23 protein-coding genes and 1 tRNA gene are annotated in these 23712 nt (G+C 71.8%); 17 read left to right on the top strand and 7 right to left on the bottom strand.

Features of this window, described 5'->3' with window-relative positions:
* Positions 1 to 38: 38 nt before the first annotated feature.
* From BIU97_RS02020 to BIU97_RS01990, 7 genes are all read left to right on the top strand, one after another.
* On the top strand, positions 39 to 326 hold the full coding sequence (locus tag BIU97_RS02020; protein WP_071253485.1) for a hypothetical protein: 288 nt from the start codon (positions 39 to 41) through the stop codon (positions 324 to 326).
* Positions 323 to 2137, top strand: a complete 1815-nt coding sequence (locus BIU97_RS02015) for a hypothetical protein (protein WP_071296944.1) — start codon at positions 323 to 325, stop codon at positions 2135 to 2137. Before BIU97_RS02020 ends, BIU97_RS02015 begins: the two co-directional genes overlap by 4 nt.
* Positions 2138 to 2199: 62 nt before the next feature.
* Complete coding sequence (locus tag BIU97_RS02010) at positions 2200 to 2658, top strand: hypothetical protein (RefSeq protein WP_217640090.1); 459 nt, start codon at positions 2200 to 2202, stop codon at positions 2656 to 2658.
* 402 nt (positions 2659 to 3060) lie between these two features.
* Positions 3061 to 3753 (top strand): hypothetical protein, encoded by a 693-nt coding sequence (locus BIU97_RS02005; protein WP_139195862.1) that lies wholly within the window; start codon positions 3061 to 3063, stop codon positions 3751 to 3753.
* Positions 3708 to 4256 carry a hypothetical protein gene (locus BIU97_RS02000; RefSeq protein ID WP_217640089.1) on the top strand — a complete coding sequence of 183 codons (549 nt, stop codon included), beginning with the start codon at positions 3708 to 3710 and terminating at the stop codon, positions 4254 to 4256. The genes BIU97_RS02005 and BIU97_RS02000 overlap by 46 nt, the downstream gene beginning before the upstream one ends.
* A gap of 37 nt (positions 4257 to 4293) precedes the next feature.
* Positions 4294 to 4632: a hypothetical protein gene (locus BIU97_RS01995; protein WP_139195860.1), complete on the top strand. Its 339-nt coding sequence runs from the start codon at positions 4294 to 4296 to the stop codon at positions 4630 to 4632.
* Positions 4632 to 5129: a hypothetical protein gene (locus BIU97_RS01990; RefSeq protein WP_071296939.1), complete on the top strand. Its 498-nt coding sequence runs from the start codon at positions 4632 to 4634 to the stop codon at positions 5127 to 5129. Before BIU97_RS01995 ends, BIU97_RS01990 begins: the two co-directional genes overlap by 1 nt.
* A 36-nt stretch (positions 5130 to 5165) precedes the next feature.
* Here BIU97_RS01990 and BIU97_RS01985 read toward each other — a convergent pair whose 3' ends face one another.
* Positions 5166 to 7316 carry a RecQ family ATP-dependent DNA helicase gene (locus BIU97_RS01985; RefSeq protein WP_071296938.1) on the bottom strand — a complete coding sequence of 717 codons (2151 nt, stop codon included), beginning with the start codon at positions 7314 to 7316 and terminating at the stop codon, positions 5166 to 5168.
* Positions 7317 to 7362: 46 nt separating this feature from the next.
* Complete coding sequence (locus tag BIU97_RS01980) at positions 7363 to 8838, bottom strand: hypothetical protein (RefSeq protein WP_071296937.1); 1476 nt, start codon at positions 8836 to 8838, stop codon at positions 7363 to 7365.
* Positions 8839 to 8908: 70 nt separating this feature from the next.
* Between BIU97_RS01980 and BIU97_RS01975 the strand changes: the two genes are divergently transcribed.
* The 3 genes from BIU97_RS01975 (at position 8909) to BIU97_RS01965 (ending at position 10495) form a co-directional block, all read left to right on the top strand.
* Positions 8909 to 9739 (top strand): endonuclease/exonuclease/phosphatase family protein, encoded by an 831-nt coding sequence (locus tag BIU97_RS01975; protein ID WP_071296936.1) that lies wholly within the window; start codon positions 8909 to 8911, stop codon positions 9737 to 9739.
* Positions 9736 to 10338, top strand: a complete 603-nt coding sequence (locus tag BIU97_RS01970) for a hypothetical protein (RefSeq protein ID WP_071253569.1) — start codon at positions 9736 to 9738, stop codon at positions 10336 to 10338. Before BIU97_RS01975 ends, BIU97_RS01970 begins: the two co-directional genes overlap by 4 nt.
* Positions 10339 to 10421: 83 nt before the next feature.
* Positions 10422 to 10495, top strand: a tRNA-Pro gene (locus BIU97_RS01965).
* A 118-nt stretch (positions 10496 to 10613) separates the two neighbouring features.
* Here BIU97_RS01965 and BIU97_RS01960 read toward each other — a convergent pair.
* Positions 10614 to 11114, bottom strand: a complete 501-nt coding sequence (locus BIU97_RS01960) for a VanZ family protein (protein ID WP_071296935.1) — start codon at positions 11112 to 11114, stop codon at positions 10614 to 10616.
* Complete coding sequence (locus BIU97_RS01955; RefSeq protein ID WP_071296934.1) at positions 11111 to 11812, bottom strand: TetR/AcrR family transcriptional regulator; 702 nt, start codon at positions 11810 to 11812, stop codon at positions 11111 to 11113. The genes BIU97_RS01960 and BIU97_RS01955 overlap by 4 nt, the downstream gene beginning before the upstream one ends.
* A gap of 97 nt (positions 11813 to 11909) precedes the next feature.
* Between BIU97_RS01955 and BIU97_RS01950 the strand changes: the two genes are divergently transcribed.
* From BIU97_RS01950 to BIU97_RS01930, 5 genes are all read left to right on the top strand, one after another.
* Positions 11910 to 12650: an SDR family oxidoreductase gene (locus BIU97_RS01950; protein WP_071296933.1), complete on the top strand. Its 741-nt coding sequence runs from the start codon at positions 11910 to 11912 to the stop codon at positions 12648 to 12650.
* Positions 12650 to 13552 (top strand): SDR family oxidoreductase, encoded by a 903-nt coding sequence (locus BIU97_RS01945; RefSeq protein ID WP_071296932.1) that lies wholly within the window; start codon positions 12650 to 12652, stop codon positions 13550 to 13552. Before BIU97_RS01950 ends, BIU97_RS01945 begins: the two co-directional genes overlap by 1 nt.
* Positions 13553 to 13592: 40 nt before the next feature.
* Positions 13593 to 13799, top strand: a complete 207-nt coding sequence (locus BIU97_RS01940; protein WP_071253526.1) for a tautomerase family protein — start codon at positions 13593 to 13595, stop codon at positions 13797 to 13799.
* 188 nt (positions 13800 to 13987) lie between these two features.
* Positions 13988 to 14584: a hypothetical protein gene (locus BIU97_RS17480; RefSeq protein ID WP_071253528.1), complete on the top strand. Its 597-nt coding sequence runs from the start codon at positions 13988 to 13990 to the stop codon at positions 14582 to 14584.
* A gap of 8 nt (positions 14585 to 14592) precedes the next feature.
* Positions 14593 to 16032 (top strand): LamG-like jellyroll fold domain-containing protein, encoded by a 1440-nt coding sequence (locus BIU97_RS01930; RefSeq protein ID WP_139195859.1) that lies wholly within the window; start codon positions 14593 to 14595, stop codon positions 16030 to 16032.
* Between the two features lie 215 nt (positions 16033 to 16247).
* Here the strand turns inward: BIU97_RS01930 and BIU97_RS01925 are convergent, their stop codons facing one another.
* From BIU97_RS01925 to BIU97_RS01915, 3 genes are all read right to left on the bottom strand, one after another.
* Positions 16248 to 20057, bottom strand: a complete 3810-nt coding sequence (locus BIU97_RS01925; RefSeq protein WP_071296930.1) for a TIM-barrel domain-containing protein — start codon at positions 20055 to 20057, stop codon at positions 16248 to 16250.
* Between the two features lie 253 nt (positions 20058 to 20310).
* Positions 20311 to 20964 carry a response regulator transcription factor gene (locus BIU97_RS01920; RefSeq protein WP_071296929.1) on the bottom strand — a complete coding sequence of 218 codons (654 nt, stop codon included), beginning with the start codon at positions 20962 to 20964 and terminating at the stop codon, positions 20311 to 20313.
* On the bottom strand, positions 20961 to 22082 hold the full coding sequence (locus tag BIU97_RS01915; protein ID WP_071296928.1) for a sensor histidine kinase: 1122 nt from the start codon (positions 22080 to 22082) through the stop codon (positions 20961 to 20963). Before BIU97_RS01915 ends, BIU97_RS01920 begins: the two co-directional genes overlap by 4 nt.
* Before the next feature lie 143 nt (positions 22083 to 22225).
* Between BIU97_RS01915 and BIU97_RS17475 the strand changes: the two genes are divergently transcribed.
* A complete protein-coding gene (locus tag BIU97_RS17475; protein WP_139195858.1) occupies positions 22226 to 23185 on the top strand; it encodes a hypothetical protein in 960 nt (319 codons plus the stop codon).
* Positions 23186 to 23324: 139 nt separating this feature from the next.
* A complete protein-coding gene (locus BIU97_RS01905) occupies positions 23325 to 23681 on the top strand; it encodes a hypothetical protein (protein WP_071253540.1) in 357 nt (118 codons plus the stop codon).
* Positions 23682 to 23712 lie beyond the last annotated feature (31 nt).

Below are 23712 nucleotides of genomic sequence, written 5' to 3'. Positions count from 1 at the left end.
CAGTGCGGCGTCGGCCCTCCCTGTCATGGGGGTGACGGGTGAGCGGCAAGCTCAAGATCTCGTACGACGCGCTGGACGCGCTGTCGACGAAGGTGACAGCAGCGGGGGACGACATCGAGATCGGATCGAAGATCGAGGGCGGTCAGGGGAACGCCGAGCTGGGATCTGACGTCGTGTCGGGTGCCCTGCGCGACGCCACGGCGCAGCAGGTCCAGCGGTCGAAGATCGCTGCCGACAGCATCCGCGACGCCGGCAAGTTCCCGACGTCGGTGAAGCGGTCGTACGCCGACGCCGATGCCGCCCAGGCACAGGCGGCCGGCAAGTGAGCTGGTCGGAGGCGGACCCCGGTCAGGGCAGTCCGGCCGGTATCCAGGGCGTCGCAGCGCTGCGCACCGCGCGTGCCGCCAAGGTTCGTGATGCCCAGCGCACCATCCAGTCCGTGGCGTCGCAGTCCGGCGTCGACTGGGAGGCAGCGAGCCAGCGGTCCTTCGCGGCGGAGCTCTCGAAGAAGGCGGCTGACATCGAGCTCGTGGCGACCGGCCTCGAGAAGCAGGCGACGGCGCTCACGACGTACGCCGGTGCGCTGACGCAGATCAAGGACCGGCAGGTCGTGCTCGAGACGCGTCGCGCGACGGCGGAGCAGGACTTGGCGTCGGCGCGCGCGAAGATGCCGTTCCCTGAGCTGTTCCCCCAAACGACCTCGCCGCTGCTGACCGGCAAGCCCGCTCCGGACGACGAAGCTGCGAAGGCTGACCTCGCCAAGCAGAAGGCCAAGGCGCAGGGGCTGATCGACGATGCACAGAGCGACCTCCGTGCGATCGACGCCGAATGGGACACCCTCGTCTCCGATCGCCGCCGTATCGACGCGACCTGCGCGGCCGCGCTGCAGAACCAGGACGTCCTCGGCGGACTGAGCAACTTCTCGGGAGTCGACGTCGCCAGCAAGTCGCCCGACGACCTGTTGGCGCTGCTGGTCGGGCTGTCCGCGACCGACCGCGAGATGCTCCTCGCCGACAACCCCGACCTGGCGAAGAAGATCGCGGCTGCGTCGCCCGAGGCCGTGGCCGCGTGGTGGACCGCGATCGGTGACCCGGCCGACCCGACTGGGTTCAGCGAACAGCAGCAGTGGTTCCTCGCCACCATGCCGGTGACGATGGGAGCGCTCGACGGACTGGCACCGCAGGCACGTGTGGCGGCGAACAAGACGAACGCGCAGGACCGGCTCGATGCCGACCAGACCGAGCTCTACTCGGTGATGGTGACCATCGCTGCGCTCGAGGGCCACGTCAGCACCCGTGCCCTCGAGAAGCGTCGGGCCGAACTCGAAGCCGAGATCGCTTACCTCAAGGATGCCGTCGGAGACAGCCCGACGAGGCAGCTGTACCTGTACGACCCCGATCGGTCCCGCATCATCGAGATGGAGGGGACGATCACCGACCAGACGAAGCACGTCGTCACGTACACGCCGGGTACGTTCGCCGACCTGGCCAAGTTCTACGACGGCTCGACGCAGGCGATCGCATCCTCCATCGTCGCGGGCCACCCCGATACCGTCGTGTTCGTGTACAAGGACGGTCGGTACCCGGGGGAGTACGGACAGAAGAGCGACATGGACCTCACCAAGATCTTCGAGGCCAACGACGAAGAGTTCGCCCTGCAGTCCGGGAAGCAGCTCGCGTCGTTCGAACAGGGGTTGAACGCGAGCAGCCCGATCGTCCGCGCGGCAGAGTCGACTGCGATCGCACACAGTTGGGGGCTGGCGAACGTCACGTCCGCCGAGGTCGCCGGTGCGCACTGGGACAACGTCGTGTCGCTCGCGGGTGCCGGCATGCCCGAGCAGTGGTCCCCGGACCCGTCGACGAACTACGTCCACGAGAGCTACCCCGACCTGCTGTGGGAAGCCCAGTTGACGGGGAAGGTGTGGGACGGCCGGAACCCCGGCACCTCGGACGCCTTCGAACAGCACTTCTACGCCGGACCCGAGTCCTTCATCAAGACGGGTTCGGTGATGGGAGTGGACTACGCCTACCCCGATCAGGGTGTGCTGTTGGACAACCACAACCTGATCGCGTCCAACGCGCGAGAGAATCGAGCCGTGCTGGACCACATCGACAAAGTCATCTACGGGGTGCGATGAACCGCTCACGCAAGCTCATCGCACCGATCGTGTTCCTGACTCTCCTGACGGGATGTTCGACCATGGACAACAACCGACCCGAAGCTCCTTCCGAACCGGCGACCCCGAGCGCCTCGCCCGAGGTCGAGATCCGTGCGGCGAAGGCGCGGACGCAACGCGTCGAGCTCGAGATCGCCGAGGTCGTACCCGACCGATCGAGTGTTCGTCAGCAGGAGAAGGGGGCGCTCTTCCCGTGTGGTAAGCGCCAGCGTCAGTGGTCGGGAGGCACGAACGTCGTGACGACCGACGAGCCCGACATGGACGCGGTCGTCGCGGCTGTCGAGAAGGCGTGGAGCGACCGGTCGGGCTGGACGATCGACAAGCGTGAAGACACGGTGGGACTCGCGACGATCGACATCTCGACCAGTGACGGGGAAGGCTACCTGATCTCACGAGGGACCGAAGCGAAGACTGTGCACATCCGGTCGTCGTCGTCGTGCTTCGCCGTGCCGGAGATCTTCTCGGGCGGTGGCACCTGGTGATCGCGAGTCGACTCCGGGCAGCCCGACAGGGCGTGATGGCCATGGAGGAGCGACGTGTCGAGCGGGTCGACATGAGGCGAGGGACGACGATCGCGCTGGCCGCCTCGACGATGGCTCTGGGACCACAATCGTCATAGTGACCGCCACTGATGCTGACCAGCGTGAAGACGACGTCGCCGCTTCCAGCAGTGATCTCCTCAAGTCGGCTTATTCGGTGAACGAATGGAAGCCCACCGCAGGGGTTCGAGTCGTAGTCGAGGACTACGACGGTCCACCGCTCGGGCGACCCCTGGATCGTGCTGGGTGGGAGCTCGTGGGATGGGACCAATCGGTCACCGGAACGGTCTTCCTCGGTGCCGCCGAGATGGGGAGGCAGTTCGGTCAGTGGCCAGCGGCGGCCTCGTGGACGTCCCGCTGGCTCACGATGCGAAGCCCCTCGAGAAGTCCGCGCAGGTCCGCAGAACGGCGAGCAGCGAACTGCCCTTGGTTCGTCGGAAGACCTGTGACGCCATTCGAGTCGGCTCCATGACGTCGAGCATCCATCGACCGCTACCGACGACGACCAACTTCGGACAGAACATGCGACTCAGACTCATCGCGCCGATCGTCCTCGTGGCCTTGCTGACGGGCTGCTCGGCACCGGGCAACGATCGACCCGCAGCCGGCGAGCCCGCAGCACCCACCGCGTCGCCCGAAGTCGTCATCGGCAAGGCGAAGGCGGAGACCCAGCGCACGGAACGGGAGATCGCGGAGGCCGTCCCCGACCGATCACGTGTCCGGCAGCAGGAGAAGGGCACGCTCTTCCCCTGCGGCGAACACCAGCGTCAGTGGGTCGGTGCCACGATCGTCGTCACGAGCGGGGAGCCCGACATGCATACTGTCGTCGCGGCGGTCGAGGATGCGTGGCGCGGCAAGTCGGGGTGGGATCTCGAGAAGCGTCGGGATTCCGATGGACTCGCGACGATCGACCTCTCGGCTGATGACGGGGAGGGGTACCTGGTCTCACTCGGGACCGAACCGAACACCGTGCACATCTTGTCCTCGTCGCCGTGCTTCGCGGTGCCCGAGGTGTTCTTCGGGGGTGGCTCGTGGTGACCGCGCGTCCCCGCCTGCTGCTCGGCGCCACCGGTGCTGTCAGCGCGATGGTCGTCCTGCTGAGCGGTTGTGCCCTGGTGCGTGGGCCGGTGGAGGACCCGGAGGTCAGTACGGCCCAGGCCAAGAAGTCCGCGCAGGACGCCGAAGAGTCGATCATCGATCTGATCCCGCCGTCCGATGTGGTGGCGACGCACCAGATCGAGACTGCATCCTTCCTGAGTTGCTCGACCGGCTTCCTGTGGTCCGGGAACATCCAGGCGACGCTCGCCGAGGGCACCGACGCCGAGCGGGTCCTGCGGGGCATGGGTGCGGCGGCGCGACGCGAGCAGTTGGACGTCAGTCATGATCGGACGTCCGTCGGGTCGCTGCGGTACGCGTTCGTCGACCGGCAGGGTGTGCGACTGTTGGCGTCCGTCTGGGACGACGGCCGGAAGATCGACGTCAATTCGTTCTCGGCGTGCTTCAGGGTTCCGGACGACTGGGTGCCACCATCGAGCTACTGACGGTGACGATGCGAACGTGTACGGAAGGGGGGAGCCGATGGAGTCCGGTGAAGAGTCGTCCGCTGCGCGGGGGCGTGTGCAGCACTGGAAGATCCTCGTCCCGGCAGCGCTGACGGTCGTCAGTGCTCTGGTGGCGTACCTGTCACTGGAAGGCGTGTCCCACGGGAGACCGGGGTGGGCGATCTTCTGGTCGCTCGTGATGGTGTTCTCAGCGCTCGGGACGCTGATGGGGATCGCTGACGTGACGGATGCGAGCCGTCTCGTTCGTGTGCTCGGCATCGTCGCCGTCCTGTTCGCTGGCGTCCTGCTCGCTTTCGAGGTCCTCCTGCTGGTCGTCGTCGTGATGGTGACCGTCGCGAACTCCGGTGGTGCCTGATGCGCGCTCGAACGATCGCGGTCGCCACAGCCGCCGCGGTCGGGCTGCTGCTGGCCGGTTGTGCGCACGCCGACCCACTGCCCGCTGACCCGGATGAGCGCCTCGCCGTCGTGAAGGCGACCGTGCAGCGTGCCGAGCTGCGGACGATCCACGCGCTGCCGTCCACGCAGGTCGGGTCGGTGCGACAGCTGTCGACCGGATCGTTCCTCGACTGCTCCTCCGGCGTGCGGTGGAGCGGCAACATCCGAGCGACCCTGAGCGAGGGGGTGGACGCGACGGCTGCGCAGCAGCGCATCGCCGAGACGTTCGCCACGAGGGACGGCTACGACGTCAGCGAGGACCCGTTGCGGCGCGGCGACGTCCGGGTCCAGATCATCGACCCGGACGGGGTGCAGCTCCTGGTGACCATCTGGGACGACGGCACGGTGATCGACGTCATCTCCGGCTCCGCCTGCTTCGGGTTGCCGCAGGACTTCGACCTGCCGTACGAGTACTGACGCTGGCGGATCCCCAGCGCCGTGCCCTGACCCGGCTCAGGCCACCGTCGCCAACGCGAACGGCAGCACGGCCGACGCACCCGCGCGACGGAGCTCCCGCCCCGCCACGGTCATCGTCCACCGGCTGTCGACCAGGTCGTCCACGAGCAGCACCGGGCCCTCGTGGGCCTGCAGAGCGGCGGCGAGCGACGGGTCCACCGTGAAGGTGTCCCACACGCCGGACAGTCGGTACGCGCTGTTCGTCGCGCCGTCCCCGCGGGGCGTGCCGCCGTTCCGGCCGAGCGTGCCGAGGAACTGCAGCCGGCCGATCGTGGACAGCGCCTGCGCGAGCGACCCGACGAGTTCGGGCCGTGACCGCGAGGACATCGCCACGACACCGGTCGGCCGGGTCTCCCACGGCCAGTCCTTCAGCGCACGGACGCAGCCCTCGACGAGTTCCCGCGACACGGGCGCATCCGGCACACCCGACCCGAACAGTGCCCGCAGTGGCCCACCCCAGCCGAGGTCGGTCAGACGCGCCACAGCTCGGCCGGGCTGCACGAGTTCGTCGGGGCCGATCTTGCCGCGGACCGCGACGCCGAGCGAGGCCATACCGGAGGGCCACTGCGCACGCGGGGCGACCTCGACGCCGACCTTGTCGAGGGCGGCGGCGGCACCGGTCGAGTCGGAGTCGGAGACGTCGGTCGGGAACCAGGCGCCCGCGCAGTTGTCGCACCGGCCGCAGGGCTCTGCGGAGGGGTCGTCGAGGTCCTGCTGCAGCAGCTGCATGCGGCAGGCAGAGGTGGCCTCGTAGTCGAGCATCGACGCGGCCTCGGCGGCACGGGCCGCGGCGACGCGTTCGTACCGGGGTGCGTCGTACTGCCAGGGCTGCCCGGTCGCGACCCAGCCGCCGGTGACCCGTCGGACGGCACCGTCGACGTCGAGCACCTTGAGCAGGAGTTCGAGGGTGGAGCGCTTGATGTCGACCAGGCCTTCGAGGGCGACGGTCGACATCGCGGTGTCGGTCGACAGGGCGTCGAGCACGGCGGCCGCGCGGGCTTCGGTCGGCATCGAGGCGCTGGCGAAGTACTGCCAGATCTCGCGGTCCTCGCGCCCGGGCAGCAGCAGGACGTCGGCGTTGTCGGTGGCGCGGCCGGCGCGACCGATCTGCTGGTAGTACGCCACGGGCGACGACGGTGCGCCGACGTGCACGACGAAGCCGAGGTCAGGCTTGTCGAAGCCCATGCCGAGCGCACTGGTGGCGACGAGGGCCTTCAATTCGTTGCCCTTGAGCTGCTGCTCGAGCTGCTCCCGCTCGTCGGTGTCGGTGCGCCCCGTGTAGGCGCGGACGGCGTACCCGTTGTCACGCAGCAGCCGCGCGATGTCCTCGGCCGCCGAGACCGTGAGCGTGTAGATGATGCCGCTGCCGGGCAGGTCGCCGAGGTGGGCGAGGAGCCACCCGAGTCGCTGCCGGGCGTCGGGCAGCGTCAGCACGCCGAGGCGAAGGGACGCTCGCGCGAGCGACCCGCGGATCGTGAAGACCGGGTCGGCGGGACCGGCGGTGAGCTGCTCGGCGACGTCCTCGACCACGCGCTCGTTCGCGGTCGCCGTGGTGGCCAGCACGGGGACGCCGTGGGGGAGCGAGCGGATGAGCTCGGCCAGCCGCCGGTAGTCCGGTCGGAAGTCGTGGCCCCAGTCCGAGATGCAGTGCGCTTCGTCGACCACGAGCATGCCCATCCGGGCGATGAGGGTCGGCATCTGCTCGTCGCGGAACTTCGGGTTGTTGAGGCGTTCGGGGGAGACGAGGAGCACGTCGACCTCGTCACGGGCGAGCGCCGCCTGGGTCTCGCCCCACTCGTGCGCGTTCGCCGAGTTGATCGACACCGCTCGGACGCCGGCCCGGGCTGCCGCCGCCACCTGGTCGCGCATCAGGGCGAGCAGCGGCGACACCAGGACCGTCGGGCCGCCACCACGGCGACGGAGCAGCAGGGTCGCGAGGAAGTACACGGCGGACTTGCCCCACCCGGTGCGCTGCACGACGAGGGCGCGCTGCCGGTGCTCGACCAGGGCGGAGATCGCCTCGAGCTGGCCGGGGTGGAACACGGCGTCGGGCCGGCCGGTCAGGGCAGCGAGGGCCTGCTGTGCCTCGGCGGCGATGTCCGCGGACGGTGCGACGGCGGACGGAGCGGGGGAACCGAGACCAGACATGCCCCCATGCTGTCAGCAGCGACCGACGAAACCCCGCCCGGGCGCCTCACTGGTAGGTGATCAGCGACGGTGTCGGGGTCACCTCGGACATGGTCTGCGACGGGGTCAGCATGGGCGTGTCCTCGTCGTAGAAGTTCTTCCAGCCCCAGTGCAAGCCCTTCGGCGCGCCGGCGTGCAGGGCCTTCCACGTCGCCTGCTTGTCCGGCTGCGAGCCCTGCCCGTCGACGTGCACGAGCATGTCGAGCTCCGGGTGGGTCTCGAGCGCATCGCGGTCCTGGATCATCGACAGCCGGAACTGGTGCAGCACCAGGGCCTTCGGCGGCAGACCTTCCTTGCGCACGAGCGCAGCCAGCCACGAGGAGACCTCGTTCACCTCGGACGCCGACACGCTGCCGATCTGCTTCAGGGGCACCTGGTCCTTCGTCAGCCGCCACTCCGGGTCGAGCGCCAGCCAGACGCCGGGTTTCTTCAGCAGCGACTCGTACTTCTTCGCCTGCGACAGGAAGTCCGAGCGCCCGGGCTGCAGGTCGATGATCACCGGCATGTCCGCGTCGTGTGCCGCATCGACGTAGGGCTCGAGCGTCGACACCGGCAGCTCCGTCGAGTAGTCGCCGTCCGCCCCGGCGTCGCCCGCGGCGACGGTCGCGATGACCTCCATCGCCGGCGTCACGAGTTCGTCGGACTTCGCCCGGTACGGCTTCGCGACGGCCTCGGCACGCCGGACGGTCGCCTCCGGCCCCTGCTCGCCGAGCACGCCGAGCGCCGGCGCACCCGGCGCCCCGTAGAGCGCGACGTAGCGGTGTCCGTCGAACGGCCGCTGGCCGCCGTTCCGCAGCTGGAACCCGCTCTCGGCCGCCCGGACGGTCCACTCGGGGTCGGGCAGCGCGGCGAACGCCGACCCGACGAGCAGCGTCGGCCCGCCCGCGCCGTCGTGCAGGGCCGTCACGACGTCGGGCGCCGCCGCGGGATCGGTCACCCCGTCGGGCATGCGCACGACGTGTGCACCGGCGGCCTTCGCGGTCGCCACGACCGCGGCGTCGGCGCTCGCGTCCGCCACCACGACCGTGGTCGGCCGGGAGGCACGCCCCGCCTCCGGTGCGTCGCCCCCGTCCGGCGCGTCCTGCTCCGTCGCGTCGGTGTCGACCGACACGTCGCCCTCGGCCTGGTACCACCCGGCGCCGAGCCGGTCGAGTTCCCGGGCGACGGCCTTCCCGCCGCCCTCGCCCGCGAGGAGCACCGGCACGTGGGAGCGCTCGGCCACCCCGCTCGCTGCCGCCACCGCGTCGGCGTCGCCGGCCGGTGCGACGACGGCCCCCGGCGCGCTCCGGAACAGGGCGCGACTCGCCCGGAGCGACCGCTCGGCCGCATCGGACCCGGCCGCCACGGTGACGGTGTCCGCGGACGCGCTCGACAGGGTCGCGCGGGTCGGCTCCGGCTCGCTCGACGTGCACCCGGCGGCGCCGATCAGCAGCCCGCAGGCGACGGTCGCGACGAGGACTCGGGCAGCAGGTCGGGAACGCATCGGGCCACCCTACGAGCCAGGCGGAGAGGTCCCTGGGAATCCGACGGGTGTCGTCTCGTAGAAGGGAGGTATGCCCCACCACCCCGACGACCGCCCGCTCATCGGACCGGTCCGGTCGCCCGAGGTGCACTGCATGACGCTCAACGTGCGCCGCCGCGTGCCGCGGCCACCATCCCACCCGGACGCCTGGGAGCGACGCCGCGACGCCGTGATCGCGCTCGTCGCCTCCGAAGCGCCCACCGTCCTCGCCGTCCAGGAGGCCCTGCCCACCCAGGCCGCCGACCTCACCGCCGCCCTCGGGTCCGGTTGGGAACCCGTGCTGGTCGGCCGCGGACGCAGCGGCGGTGGCGAGCAGGTCGGGCTGTTCCTCGACCGCTCCCGCCTCGACGTCGTCGAACAGCGCACGTGGGCGCTCTCCCGCACCCCCGCGCGACCCGGGTCCCGCTCGTGGGCCACGTCGTTCCCGCGGCACGCCGTCGGCGCCGTCGTCGACGACCGGGCGACCGGCGTGCGGTTCCTGGCGATCGCGACGCACCTCGACGTCGCCTCGCCGTGGGCCCGGCTCCGGTCCGCCGGACTGCTCGGCCGCATCGTCCGGCAGCGCGGGCTGCCCGCGGTCGTCATGGCCGACTGGAACAGCCCGGCAGGGTCCGCACCGTGGCGAGCACTGGCGGACGCCGGTGTCGTCGACAGCTGGAACCGGGCCTCCCGTCAGGTCGGCGAGGCGTACGGGACGTACCCGCACTACCGGAGCCCCCGTGTCGGCGACCGGCGCATCGACGGCGTGCTCGTGACCGACGAGGCGGAGGTCGAGCGGGTCGCCGTCTCCGACCGGCGGCCGGGCGACGTCTGGCCCTCCGACCACGCGGCCGTGCACGCGGTCGTGCGGTGGGCGTCGTGATCCGCTCGCTCGGGCCGACGTTCCTGCGGCCGCGGTTCCTGGCGGCCGACGTGGTGCGTGCCCTGACGCTCGTCAGCCTCGTCGTGGCGAGCATCGGGTGGGGCGGGACCGCGCTGCCGGTGATGGCCCTGTCGCTGCTCGGGGTCGTCGTGCCGCGGATGCTCGGACTGCGGCCGGCGTTCGACATCGCCGTCTGCGCGCTCGTGCTCCTCGCCGGGTGGTCGAGCGTGCTCGAGTGGTACACGACCGTCTTCCTGTGGGACAAGTTCATGCACGTCGTCCTGACCGGGCTGCTCGCGGCGGTGCTGTACGTCATCGGCTCGGACCTGCGGGCGGTCCCGGCGCCGCACGCCGAGCGCCGGGTCGTCGTCGCGGTCCTCGCGCTCGCCGCGGGCCTGGCCATCGGCGCGGCGTGGGAGATGGGGGAGTGGCTCGGCCACAACTTCGTCGACTCGGCGATCTTCGTCGGCTACGACGACACGATCGGCGACCTGGCGGCGGACGGCGCCGGCGGGCTGCTCCTCGGGCTCGGGCTGCCGTGGCTCGCGGCCCGGCGCGAGGTGGTGCAGCCGACCCGCCGTGGCACGGAGGCGGCCTGACGTCCGCTATGCTGGACCGGTCGCTCGCGCTCCGGTCGGACGCGGGCGAGGATCCTCCGGGATCCTGAGCCCCTCGGGGCTCACGGGCTGTGGCGCAGCTTGGTAGCGCACTTGACTGGGGGTCAAGGGGTCGCAGGTTCAAATCCTGTCAGCCCGACCGAAACACCGGCTCGGACATCGTCCGACACCGGTCGCAACGCAGAAGCCCACCGAGGACCTCGGTGGGCTTCTGTGTTGCCTGGTGGCAGCGACGTGTCGAGCGCCGCGCCCGTCGCTCATCCCGAGACGGCTGCGGCCCTCCGGCGTCGGTCGATCCGGCAGACGACGAGGGCGACGACGGCACCCAGGAGTGCGCCGATCGTGTTCATGAACCAGTCGTTCGTGTCGCAGCGTCGACCGAGTGCCGGTGCGAGGGCCTGCACGACCTCGATGACGGCGGACAGCGCGACCGTGCCGGCGAGGACGGTGAGCGGACGGTCCGTCGCCGCCCCGAGGAAGAGCGCGAGCGGCAGCAGCAGCGCGACGTTCGCGAGGGTGTCGAGGCCCTGGAACGGCACGGAGAACTGCACGGCGCACGTGACGCCACCCGTCCGGGCCCCGTCGGGCAGCAGGGTGAGTGCGAGCACCGCGACGAGCGACAGCCCCGACAAGCCCAGCAGCACGCCGCGGAGCCGCAGCCGGTGGAGTGCCCAGGCCAGCACGGCCGCGATGACGACCGCCACCCAGAACGCAGGACGGACCAGGGGTGCGTGCTCGACGAGGAACGTGGAGATCACAGGGTGCCTTCGTGGTCGAGTCGGTCGAGCCAGATCCGCATGAGTGCGGTCTCCTCGGGGAGCAACGCGCTCGACCCGTCGTCGTCGAGCCGGGCGCGGAGCTGCCGACGAGCAGCCGCGTCGACGTCGTCCTGGTCGCCGGCGGACGCCTCGACGAGGACGGCGTCGAGGACCGCGTCCCGGAGCGCGTCGTCGTCGGCACCGTCCGGAGCCGTCGTGGTCATCTGGTGGAGTGCGAGTCCGACGTTGGCGGCGAGCAGCATGGTCGCTGCGACGGGGACGTCGACGCGGAGCAGGCCCGCGGCCGCGCACCGGGTCAGCGTCCGTTCGAGCAGAGCGGTCAGGCCGTCCCGCGCGGAACTGCTCGCCCACGGCCGCGGAGCGAACATCAGCCGGTAGAGGGCGGCGTGCTCCCGAGCGAACGCGAGGTGGTCGTCCCATCCACGGCGCAGGTCCGCTGCCGGGTCGTCGGACACCTCGAGCTCGGCCTTCCGTGCGGTGTACCGCTGCAGGCCCGTCTCGGCGAGGGCGTCGAGGAGCCCGCGCTTGTCGCCGAAGATCCGGTAGAGCACGGGCTGGGTCACGCCGGCCGCTTCGCAGACCGCTCGGGTGGCGACGTCCCCGTCGGGGGCCGTGACCAGCTGGTCCTCCGCTGCGCGGAGCAGGGCGCTGCGGAGCGCTTCGTCAGATCGGGCCATGCACCGATCGTAGCGCAGATTGTACCGTTGATCGTAACCGTGCTACGTTTTGCCGTAGCGTCGAAATGCTCGACGCGTATCACTGAAAGGACAGACGATGAGCACCACTCCTCGCCGCGTCGCCGTGGTCACCGGCGGCTCTCGCGGCATCGGCCGCGCCGTCTCGACGCGGCTCGCCGCGAACGGCTTCACGGTCGTCGTCAACCACGCCAGCGGGACGGCCGCCGCCGAGGCCACCGTCGCCGAGATCGAGCGGACGGGCGGCCGTGCCGTCGCCGTGCAGGCCGACGTCGCGGACGAGCACGCCGTCGCCGCGATGTTCGACCGGGTCGAGGCCGAACACGGCGGCGTCGACGTCGTCGTGCACTCCGCCGGCCGCCTGGCGCTGTCGACGATCGCCGACCAGGACCTCGACGTCCTCGACGCACTGCACCGGACGAACATCCGCGGCACCTTCGTCGTCGCGCAGCAGGCCGCCCGTCGTCTCCGGGCCGGCGGGGCGTTCGTCGGGATGTCGACGTCGGTCGTCGGCACGCAGTTCCCGACCTACGGCGCCTACGTCGCGAGCAAGAGCGCGGTCGAGGGCATGACGATGATCCTCGCGAAGGAACTCCGCGGCCGGGACGTCACCGCGAACGTGGTGGCCCCGGGGCCGACGGCGACCGAGTTGTTCCTCGACGGCAAGACGCAGGAGCAGATCGACACCCTGGCGAAGGTCCCGCCCCTCGAACGGCTCGGCACGCCGGAGGACATCGCCGGTGTCGTCGCGTTCCTCGCCGGGCCCGACGGGCACTGGGTCAACGGCCAGACCATCCGCGCCAACGGCGGGATGGTCTGATGCCGACGCCGCGGGTCGTCCTCGTCACGGGCGCGTCGAGCGGCTTCGGCCGGCTGACGGCGGAGTCGCTCGCGCGGGCGGGGCACATCGTCGTCGCCGGGATGCGAGCGGTCGACGGCCGGAACGCGCCCGCCCGCGCCGCGCTCGACGACCTCGCCGTGCGCGAGGGCCTGCAGCTCGGCGCGGTCGAGCTCGACGTGCAGTCGGAGCAGTCCGTCGACGAGGCGGCCGGTGCCGTGATCCGCGAGCACGGGCGCATCGACGTGCTGGTGCAGAACGCCGGCCACATGGCCTACGGCCCGGCCGAGGCGTTCACGCCGGAACAGTTCGCCGCCCTGTACGACGTCAACGTCGTCGGCGCCCAGCGCGTCGCACGTGCCGTCCTGCCACACCTGCGTGCGCGCCGGTCCGGACTCGTCGTCTGGGTCGGCAGCTCGTCCACCCGCGGCGGCCACCCGCCGTTCCTCGCCCCGTACTTCGCGGCGAAGGCCGGCATGGACGCCCTGGCCGAGAGCTACGCGGCGGAACTGATCCGCTTCGGCATCGACACCACGATCGTGGTCCCCGGCGCCTTCACCTCGGGCACGAACCACTTCACGAACGCCGCCGTCCCGACGGACACCGCCCGCATCGACGAACACGACACGGAGTACGGGGCGCTCCGGCGCGAGCTGACCGACCGCCTCGCCGCGATCGTGCCTGCCGATGCCGACGTGCAGGACGTCGCCGACGAGATCGTGCGCGTGGTCGGCCTGCCGGACGGCGGCCGCCCGTACCGCACCCACGTCGATCCCTCGCGCGACGGCAGCGAGGTCGTCTCGGCGGTCGCGGACCGCATCCGGACCGAGTTCTACCACCGCGTCGGCATCGAGGACCTCCTGTCCTCGAACGCCGCACTCTGACCCCCCGGACCGTCCGGGACACCCCACCGAGAGGAACACCATGCCCTTCGCCAACATCAAGGTCCCCGCTGACACCCTGACCGCCGAGTCGAAGAAGAAGCTGCAGGACGCCGTCACCGACGCCATCGTCGACGTCTACGGCGAGCGAGCCCGCCCGACGACGCTCGTCATCCTCGACGAGGTCGCCGACGGCGGCTGGATGCTCGGCGGCACCGTCCTCAACGAGGCGCTGCTCGGCCGCGTCTGAGTGCGCGCGTGCGGTGGGGCCGGCAGCACCGGCCCCACCGCACACCGTGCGTCGTTGCTGCTGCGTGCCGTCAACGTGCGCCCCGCACTGGGGGCTTCGCCTGCGATCACTCGCAGGTACTGTTCCTCAAAACATGACACATTATCGCGTCCGCGATCTCCGTGTGTCGACACTCTCAAAGGAAGACCATGCAGCTCACCCAGCGAGCACGCCGCGCCGTCGCCCTCGCCGTCGTCCCAACGGCGGTCCTCGCGTCCGGCCTCATCATCGCCCAGGCGTCCTACGCCGCCTTCTCCGCCACCACGAGCAACGGTCCGGACAGCTGGTCGGCCGGGTCCGTCGCACTGAGCGACGATGACTCGGACACCGCGCTCTTCGCGGCCACCGGGCTGAAGCCCGGCGACACCCAGACCTCGTGCATCGTCGTCACGTCGACCGGGTCCCTCCCCTCGACGGTTCGGCTGTACGGCACGGGCCCTATGACCACCAACGCGCTGTCGAGTTCACTGAACGTCTCCGTCACGCAGGGCACCGGCGGGACCTTCGGCAACTGCAGCGGCTTCACCCCGCTGTCGTCCGGGGCCTCAGTCTGGTCCGGCACCCTCGCCGACTTCGGCACGACCGCCACGAAGTTCTCGAACGGCGTCGGCACGTGGCGCACCACCGGCGCCTCCTCCGAGTCGCGCACCTACCAGGTGACGGTCGCGCTCGACGCGGCGACCCCGAACTCCGCCCAGAACGGGACCGCGCGCATCGGTTTCACCTGGGAAGCACAGAGTTCCTGAGTCCGGTCGTGGTCGACGTCGCCCTGCGTCCGGACGGACGACGCGAACGGCGCCCGGTTGCGGTGGCGTCGCCGCCCGAGGACGCCTCTGCCGCAACCTGGGCGGTGTTCGTCGCGGCGCTGCTCAGCCGCACGATCCTCCTGGTCACGGCGAGCCTCCTGCTGTGGGCAGCGTTGCCCGCGGCGTGGGCGTGGATCCCCACGACGGTGGTCTCCGGTTCGATGGCGCCGCAGATCCGCCCCGGTGACGTCGTGATGGCGATGCCGGTCCACGATCGGGACCTCGCGGTCGGGCAGGTGCTCCTGGTCGAGGATCCCAACCGTCGGGGAACGCTGCTGCTGCACCGACTCGTCGCGCGGACGCCGTCGGGTGCCCTGCAGCTCCGCGGTGACGCCAACCCCACGCCCGACGTCCGGACGGTCAAATCGGAGGCCGTTCGCGGTATCGGCGTGCTCCGGGTCCCGCTGGTCGGTCTCCCCGCACTGTGGGTCCGTGAGCACGACGTCGGCAGGCTCGCCGTGACAGCGCTCGGACTCGTGGGCGCGCTCGTGCTGTCGTCCCGGCTGAGCGGCCCCACCGGCCCCGATGTGATCCGTGCGGTCCGGCACGGACGGCGACGGCGACGGTCCGCACGTGCGGAGCGGATCCGGAGCGTGGTCCTGATAGGCGTGCTGGCGGTCGTCGCCGGCGTCGTCGTCGCGAACGGTGCCGCACATGCCGCCTTCTCGGCGACCGCTGCGAACACGGGGGACCGGTTCGCCACCGGCACCTTCGCGTGCCTCCAGCGTGCCCCGTTCGCACACACGTACCTGACCTACCGGTTCAATGACGCACCCGGGACGATCGCGGCGGACGGGTCCGGGAACGGACACCACAGCACCCTCACCCCGGGTGTCTCGCTCGCCCCGGGCTCGTGCCGACCAGGTGACAGCCCGTCCCTGCTGACCGGCGGTGTCCGGGGGCAGGTCGTCACGGACGTGGCGGTCGATGCGCCGCAGGTGTTCGCAATCGAGACGTGGTTCCGGACCACCACCACGACGGGCGGGATGCTCCTCGGCTTCGGCAACGTGCAGACGGACCAGTCCACCAGGTACGACCGCCAGCTCTACCTCTCCGACGAGGGCGCGGTGTACTTCGGCGCCTACAACGGTACCAACATCGCGATCAGCTCCGCAGCGGGCCTGAACGACGGCGCGTGGCACCTCGCCACCGCGACCATGGACGCCTCGGGCATGCGGCTCTACGTCGACGGCAGGCAGGTCGCGACGAACACCAACGCCCGGGCCGAGGTCAGCACCGGGTGGTGGCGGATCGGCTTCGACAACCTCAACGGGTGGCCGGGCAACCACACGACGTTCCACTTCCGGGGCAACCTCGACAACGTGGCCGTCTACGACGACGCCTTGACCCCGACCGCCGTCCAGGAGCACTTCGCCGCCGGCCGATGAGCGGTAGTTCGTCCGGGACATCAACAAAGCGCTTCGAACTCGCACCGTCGGTGAGATCGATCTCACACGATAGGAACCCCAGACCGGTACTGACCTGGGAGTACCCCAGCGCGTGCGTCCGACGCACGTGACCGACGGACGGGAGGCCCGGTGCCAGCTGGCGCCGGGCCTCCCGTCCGCCCTCGGTCGCGCCCAGGGGGCGGGATCAGACGGACTCAGCCACGCGCTCGGCGTCGCCGGTTCCGCAGCGTCAGGACCACCCCGCCGGCGGCGAGCAGCGCGGCTGCGAGCAGCCCGATCGGAAGCAGGTCCGCTCCCGTCCAGGCGAGCGCACCGCCCGGGTCGCTGCCGGCCGCGGTGCCGCCGTCGCCGGGTGCCGCAGTGCCGCCGCCGGCGCCAGCGGTCGGCGTGCCGCCCGGCGCGGTGGCACCCGGTGTGCCGAGCGTCGGCGACGCGGTCGGTGCGGGCGTGGCAGCGGCGGCCGTGACGGTGAAGGCCGTCCTGGCGAGGGCGTCCCCGCCGACCGAGGCGGTGACGGTGACGCGACCGGAGGCCGTCGTCGGGACCCGCAGGTCGGCCGAGAACGCACCGGCCGCGTCGGTGTGGGCGGTGGCCGTCCCGATCCGCGGTGCGGTGGACAGGGCCACGTCGGCGTCGGCCGGGAAGCCGCTGCCGGTGACGGTCTGCGTGGCCCCGGCGCGGACCGTCGGGGACTCGACGCGGAGCACCGGGGTCGCCGCCGCCTCGCTGCTGAAGCGCACGACCGTGCGCTCGGTCACGGACCGCTCGTCGACCGGCACGCTGATGGTGCGCGTGTCGGCGTCGTAGCTCCAGGCATCCTCCGCGACCACGCGGCCGTCGATGGTGACGGTGCGGGGTCGGTCGGCGTTCGTGAACGTCGCCGTCCACGAGCGGTCCTGCACCTGGCCGGCGAAGGTCCCGTCGGCGGGCGCGATGTCGAGCTCGCCGCCGGTCGCCTGCTGCGTGTAGCGGACGGCGGTGGAGGCGCTGCCGGTGGCGGCCTTCGCGGTCGCCTTCGTCACCGCCGTCCCGCTGTCCTCGTGCAGGTCGAAGGTGCCGTCCGCGCCGGTCGCCACCGTCAGCGTGACGGCGTCGAGCGGTGCGGCGTCGTTCCGCACCTGCTCCGAGCGGGTGGGGACGATCCCACCGCTCTTCACGAACACGGGCATCGCGTCCAGGCCGGTCGTGACGTCGGCGGTGGTGCCGCCTGCGTAGGTCGTGCCGGTGAACCAGTCGGTCCACGAGCTGCCTGCTGGGAACCAGACGGAGCGGGTGGCCGTGCCGGTCTCGTCGTTCGGGGTGGTGACGGGGGCAACGAGCACGTCCGGGCCGTACAGGTACTCGGAACCGGCCTGCGCGTAGGACTCCTGCGCGTCGGGGTACTGCAGGTAGAGCGGCTGCAGGATCGGGGTGCCGGTCTCGGTCGCCTGGGCGGCGAGGGTGTAGGTCAGCGGGACCAGGGCCTCGCGCAGGTTCAGGAACTGCTTCGCCGAGGCCTCCGCCGCGGCCGGGTACTGCCAGGGCAGCCGGTCGCTGTGGTTGCTGTGCAGGCGGTCGATCGGCTGGAAGGCACCGAGCTGCACCCAACGGGCGTAGAGGTCCTCGGGCAGCTGGGTCGTGCCCTCCTCGGCGCCCTCGATGCCGTACTGCGCACCGTTGTGGCCGCCGATGTCGTGGCTCACCGATGCCAGACCGGTCGCCGCGGACTCACCGGGGGTGTAGCCGACCTCGGCGAGCAGCATGTCCCACGACGACGTGGTGTCGCCGGTGAAGTGCACGGTCGTGCGCTTGTCCGCCCACGGTCCGGTCGGCACCGCCTGCGGGTTGCCGTAGCCGCCCGCGGTCAGCGAGCCGTACGCCCGCGAGAACGCCAGACCACGGCCGCCGAGTTGCTCGTCGGTGTACTTGGCGTACTGCTGGTTGATGAACGCGTCGGGGGTGACGCCGTTCGCCGAGTACTTCGAGTTCTCGCTGCAGCACCAGTCGAGCCACCACATGTCGACGCCTTCCGGCTGCATCGAGCCGTGCAGGTCGAAGTACGCTTCGAGCTGGTCGGGGTCGGACCAGTCGAACAGGTACCGGTCGCCGTCGCCCTTCGTCAGCTTGCCCTTCGCGGTGGCCTGCGCCTCGGCGAACTTCGGGTCCTGGCTCGAGATCGACGGGTGGATGTTGAGGGTGTTGTGGATGCCCTCGGCGTGCCAGTCGGCGAGCAGGCCCGTCATGTCCGGGATGCGGGCCGGGTCGACCGACCAGCCGTCCCACTTGCTGTCGCCCTCGTTGGTGGGGCTGCCGATCTTGTAGTCGGTGTCGATGGCCATGACGTCGACGGGCACGTCCTCGTCGGCGAACCGCTTCGCGATGGCGAGGTAGTCGGCCTGCGAGCGGTCGTAGTACTCGGAGTACCAGACGCCGTACGCCCAACGGGGCAGCAGCTTGGTCGGGCCGGTCAGGACGGCGAGCTCCTGCAGCGCGTGGCGGTGGTCGGTGCCGTACCCGAACACGTAGCCGTCCTGGTAGGGCTCGCCGCCGTGGTCGCCGGCGGGCGTGACGGTGTCGGTGCTCTGGTCGTACAGGGCCGAGGCGCTGTCGTCGAGGAGCGACCAGCCGTCCTGGTAGAGCAGGCCGGGGTTCGTCTTCACGGCACCGTTCGCGGTGTCGAGGTCGCGGCGGTAGCCGCCGAGCGGGGCGTGCGCGGCGAGCACGGGCGACCCGGTGTCGACCACGGCGACCGTGTCGAAGTTGACGTTGCAGTTGTTCGCCACGGTCGGGCAGCCGATCACGACGTCGTTCGCCCCGGCGGCCAGGTGCACCGGCACGGTGACGGTGTTCCAGTAGTCCCAGCCGCTGGTGCGGGGGAGCTCGGCGGTGGTGGCCTGCTGGCCGGCCGGTGCCGCGGTGAGCGTGGGCGTGCCGGCGGAGCCGTTCGCGTAGCGGACCTGCAGCGCGTAGTCGCCGGCGGCGGGCACGTCGGTGACGTGGGTCGTCAGCTGTGCGCCGGCGCGCTCGAACCCGGCGACGAAGCCGGACCCGGCGGCGCCGTTGTGGTTCGTGGCCGTGGTCGCCGGGGCGGTGCGTGCCGAGTCCTCGGCCTGGCAGACCGTGCCGAAGGCGCAGTCCTCGCCGCTGACCGTGGTCGACGGTACCGGGTAGGCGTCGCCGGCCGGCACGAGGGCCAGGCTGTCGACGTTCACGCGGCCGGAGTCGCTCGCGGTGCGCTCGACGCGGACGCGGTGCTCGCCGGCGGGCAGGTCGAGCGTCGTGGCGGCGGTGGTCTTCCAGTCGTCCCAGTTCTGCCCCGGTGCCAGGCTGATGGTCGTCGGGGCGCCGCCGTCGACGGTCACGCTCAGGGTGCGGGTGGCGACCTGGCCGTCACCGCCCTGCGAGTTCGCGTACCGCAGGGCGAGGTCGTACGAACCGGCGCGCGGGGCCGTCGTCGTGAAGGTCATCGCGTTGCCGACCGACTCGAAGCCCGCGGCGAAGCCAGCCCCGGTGAAGCCGGTGTGGTCGGTGGCGAGGGACAGGCCGGTGAGGCCGAGCGTCTCGGCCTCGCACAACGTGCCGATCGCGCACGACGGGGTCGGCGTCGACACCCACGGCGTGCCGGTGACCCGCTGCCCGGACGGCAGGGTCAGTGTCGTCTGCAGCGTGTCCTGCGTGAACGCGCCGGAGCCCTCCTTGTACCGGACCGTCATCGCGCCGGTGTCGAGCGTCAGCCAGCCGTCGCGTTCGGTCTTCGTGAACGGCGTCGGCGCGAAGTCGTCGCGGCCGATGACGTTGAAGGTGCTGCCGTCGGTGAACGTCGAGTCGCCGGCGTACTCGGTGCGGATGAGGGTGGGGGAGAGCACCTCGAACCGGGCCTGCCCGGAGACGACGGTGCGGTCGGCTGCCGGATCCGCGGCGGCCGGGATCGCAGCGATGCCGACCAGGCCGAGCGCGGTCGCCGCGATGATCGCCGAGGACAGCGCACGGCGCGGCCCTCGGGAGCGGAAGGAGATGGGGCGCAAGTGGGTGCTCCTCGTGGACGACGTCGTCCATCGGGCCGTGCGACGGCCGGGATCTCGGGCCGCCACCACGGCGACTCGTTTACAACGCTGTAAACCATACGGCTCGGATGGCCCCCGAGGAAGGGGCACGAGGGGCGTCTCGTTCTGTGGACTCCGGTGCCGCCTCGCGACACGGGCGACCGTTCCGCTCCGGGCGATGCGGTCGTCGGCCCGGTCGTCAGCGCCGCCGTCAGGGCAGTCGTCGGCACCGCCGTCAGCGCGGTCGCCAGCCGGCGCGGTGGGCGGCGACGATCGCTCCGGCCCGGTCCCGCGCGCCGAGCTTGGCGAGGACCGCCGACACGTGCGACTTCACGGTGCGTTCGGCGGTGCGGAGCGCCACGGCGATCTCGGCGTTGCTGGCCCCGTCGCACACCAGGTCGAGCACGGCGCGCTCCCGCGGGGTGAGCGACGAGAGCGCCCGTGCACGGTCGGCGTCGGGCTGCGGCTGCGCGACGGCGCGCGCGACGACCCGGGGCAGCACCCGCGGGTCGATCCAGGTGCCCCCACCGGCGACCACCCGGACCGCTTCGACCAGGGCCTCGGCGGGACTGTCCTTGAGGACGAAGCCCGCGGCACCCGCGTCGAGCGCCGGCCACAGCACGTCGTCGTCGTCGAAGGTGGTCAGGGCCAGGACGGGTGGGGCGTCCGGCAGCGCTCGGAGCCGCCTGGTCGCCTCGATGCCGTCGGTGCCCGGCATGCGGACGTCGGTGAGGACGAGGTCGGGTGCGGTCCGTGCGACGGCGCGCAGCAGCGCGTGCCCGTCGGCGCACTCCTCCACGATCTCCAGGTCGGTCTCGGCGCGGAGCACGAGTGCCAGGCCGGACCGGATCATCGCCTGGTCGTCGGCGAGGACGATCCGGACCGTCACCGGATCGCCGCCCCGCTGTGGTCGGCCACGACCGGCAGGCGACACGCGACGAGCCAGCTATCGCCGTCGGGACCGCTGACGACCGTGCCGCCTGCGCGCTCGACCTGCTCCCGCAGGCCCGGCAGGCCGTAGCCGCCGGTCGAGGGGACGGGTCCGTCGAGCGGCCGCTCGTTCTCGACCGTCCCGACGAGGACGCCGTCGTCGTCGGCGATCCGCACCCGCACCGGGGTGCCCGGCAGTCGGTAGCGTGCGGCGTTGGCGAGGGCCTCCTGCACCACCCGGAACAGCGTGCCCCGGGCCAGGACGGGCAGCGCCTCGACGTCCGTGTCGACGACCAGCGACACCTCGACCCCGGCGTCCCGGTACGTCGCCACGAGGTGGTCGAGGCTCCACGACCGGGTCGGCTCGTCGCCGTCGGTCCGGAGCAGGCCGACGACGTCCCGGACGCCGTCGAGGCTCTCGCGGCACACGAGCTCCGCCTGCGACAGGGCCGTCTCGGCGGCGTCCACGTCGGTGCGGAGGATGCGACGGGCACCGCCGATCTGCAGCACGACGACGGTCAGCGAGTGCGCCACGAGGTCGTGGACGTCCCGGGCGAGGCGCGTGCGGTCCTCCTGCGCACGGGCGGCGGTGAGTCGTGCGTCGACCTCGCGCAGCTCGGCGGCGAGCGTGCGGGTGTGCGCGAGCAGGAGCCCGACGACGATCGCCAGCAGGTTGCCGATCGCGAAGTAGACGGCGCCCTCGTTGAACGGCCAGCCGACGGCGGCCGGAACGAAGGGTGCGGCGGCCCCGACGACCGCGGCCAGGGCGACCCGGCCGCGGCCCGCCCTGCGTCCGACGAACTGCGAGAGCGCCGACGTCACGAGGAACTCCACGGCGTTCAGGTCGACGAGCACCGTGACGACGACGGGCGGCCCGACGGCGAGGACGGCGGCCAGCCACTCCGGCAGCGTCCGCCGGGTGCCCGCGACCGCCCACGGCACCAGGGCGACCGCGATCAGGACGAGCGCCGGCGGCGAGTTCCACGACGCGACGGCGCCGGCGAGGGCGCCGAGGACCACGGGGACGGCCCACAGCCGCTCGAGGCGCCGGGGTCCACCCGGTTCCGATCCCTGCATCGTCGTCCTCTCCTCGGTGCACGCTAGCAAGCGCCCTCCGCCCGTCCCCCCGTCGACCGACCGGTCGGACACGGCCCGCAGGACGAGGTCGAGGCGTCCGCAGGGACGATGCGTCGCGCCGCCGGCCGCTCGACGATGGGTGCATGACCTCGCTCTCCACCCGGCTCCAGGACCGCATCGACGCCCGGCCGCACCGTGCGCCGGACCCGTCGGCGTCGGCCCCCGCTCGGCGTCTGCTCGGGATCGCGACGGTGGTCAGCCTGGCGTTGCTCGTCGTGAGCGCCGCCGCGATCGCCCTGGACGGTGAGCACATCGGCGGTGAGCCGGCATGGGTCAAGCCGTCGAAGTTCGCGGTGTCGATCGCGCTCGCCCTGCTGACCATCCGGTGGGTGCTCGGTGCGGTCCACGCGCACCGCAGGACCCTCACCGTGCTCGCGACCGTCCTCGTCGTCGCGCTGGCGGTCGAGGTGCTCTGGATCGACGTGCAGGTCGTGCGCGGCACGACGAGCCACTTCAACACCGGTGCCCCGTTCGACGCCGCCGCCTACGCCACGGGCGGTTTCAGCGTGGTCGCCGTCTTCCTCGCGACCGTCGTCGTGGCCGTCCTCGCACTCCGCACCACCGGCCTCGACGCCGGCGTCGCCGCGGGGATCCGCTGGGGACTGCTGCTGTGCGTGGTCGGCATGCTCGAAGCGGTGTCGATGATCGTGAACGGCACGACGTCGACCACGAACGGCGGACACACCGTCGGCGCGCTCGACGGCGGCCCCGGCCTGCCGCTCACCGGGTGGTCGCTGCACCACGGCGACCTGCGGGTGGCGCACTTCGTCGGGCTGCACATGCTCCAGGTGCTGCCGGTGCTCGCGTGGTTCCTGCTCCGTCGGACCCGGCTCGACGAGCGGGTCCGACGCGACCTGCTCCGGGTCGCGGGTGTCGGTGCGATCGCCCTCGTCGCGCTCCTGTGGTGGCAGGCGGAGCGCGGACAGGCCCTCCTCGAACCGGACGCCGCGACGATCGGTGCCGCGGTCGTCCTCGTGGTCGGGACGGCCACCGGTGCGGCGGCGGTCCTGGTGACCCGCGCCCGCCGGCCGGCGGGGCGGTAGGCGCGACCACGGGCGGACGGGAGGCACGTGCCGGTCCGGCACCGCGCCTCCCGTCCGCATCGTGGCCGGTCCCGGCGCCGTGGCGGGCGGGGGACAGCGCCTCAGCGCGTTCTCGGCCACGGCGGCGTTCCATGGACGCATGAAGTACGTGGTCTACGGCGAGAACAAGGTGATGACCGGCGACGCGATCGCGGAGGCGGTGCTCGCGTACGCGGCGGCGCTCGGCGAGAACGGGACGACGGACATCGTCGAGATCCCGACCTCGGACCAGGACGGCCTCGCGGCGACCGCGCAGGTGCTCCTCGGTCCGGCGTCCCAGGTGATGATCGAGGTCGCCCCCGAGGACGAGCTCGAACCCGAGGACCAGGACCTCGTCAACGAGCTGACACGGCGCACGGCGGAGGTCGGCGGGAGCCGCTTCGTCGACGCGGCGTCGTCGCACTCGGACGACCCAGCCGCACGGAAGCTGCGCACCGACCCGCCGTCGACGGACTGACCCCGCCGCGGTCGGCGCCGACGAGGCGCTG

The organism is Curtobacterium sp. MCBA15_009 (assembly GCF_001864895.1).
GTDB lineage: Bacteria > Actinomycetota > Actinomycetes > Actinomycetales > Microbacteriaceae > Curtobacterium.
Note: the sequence above shows the minus strand (reverse complement) of the source record. Positions and strands in the feature narration are given on the sequence as shown.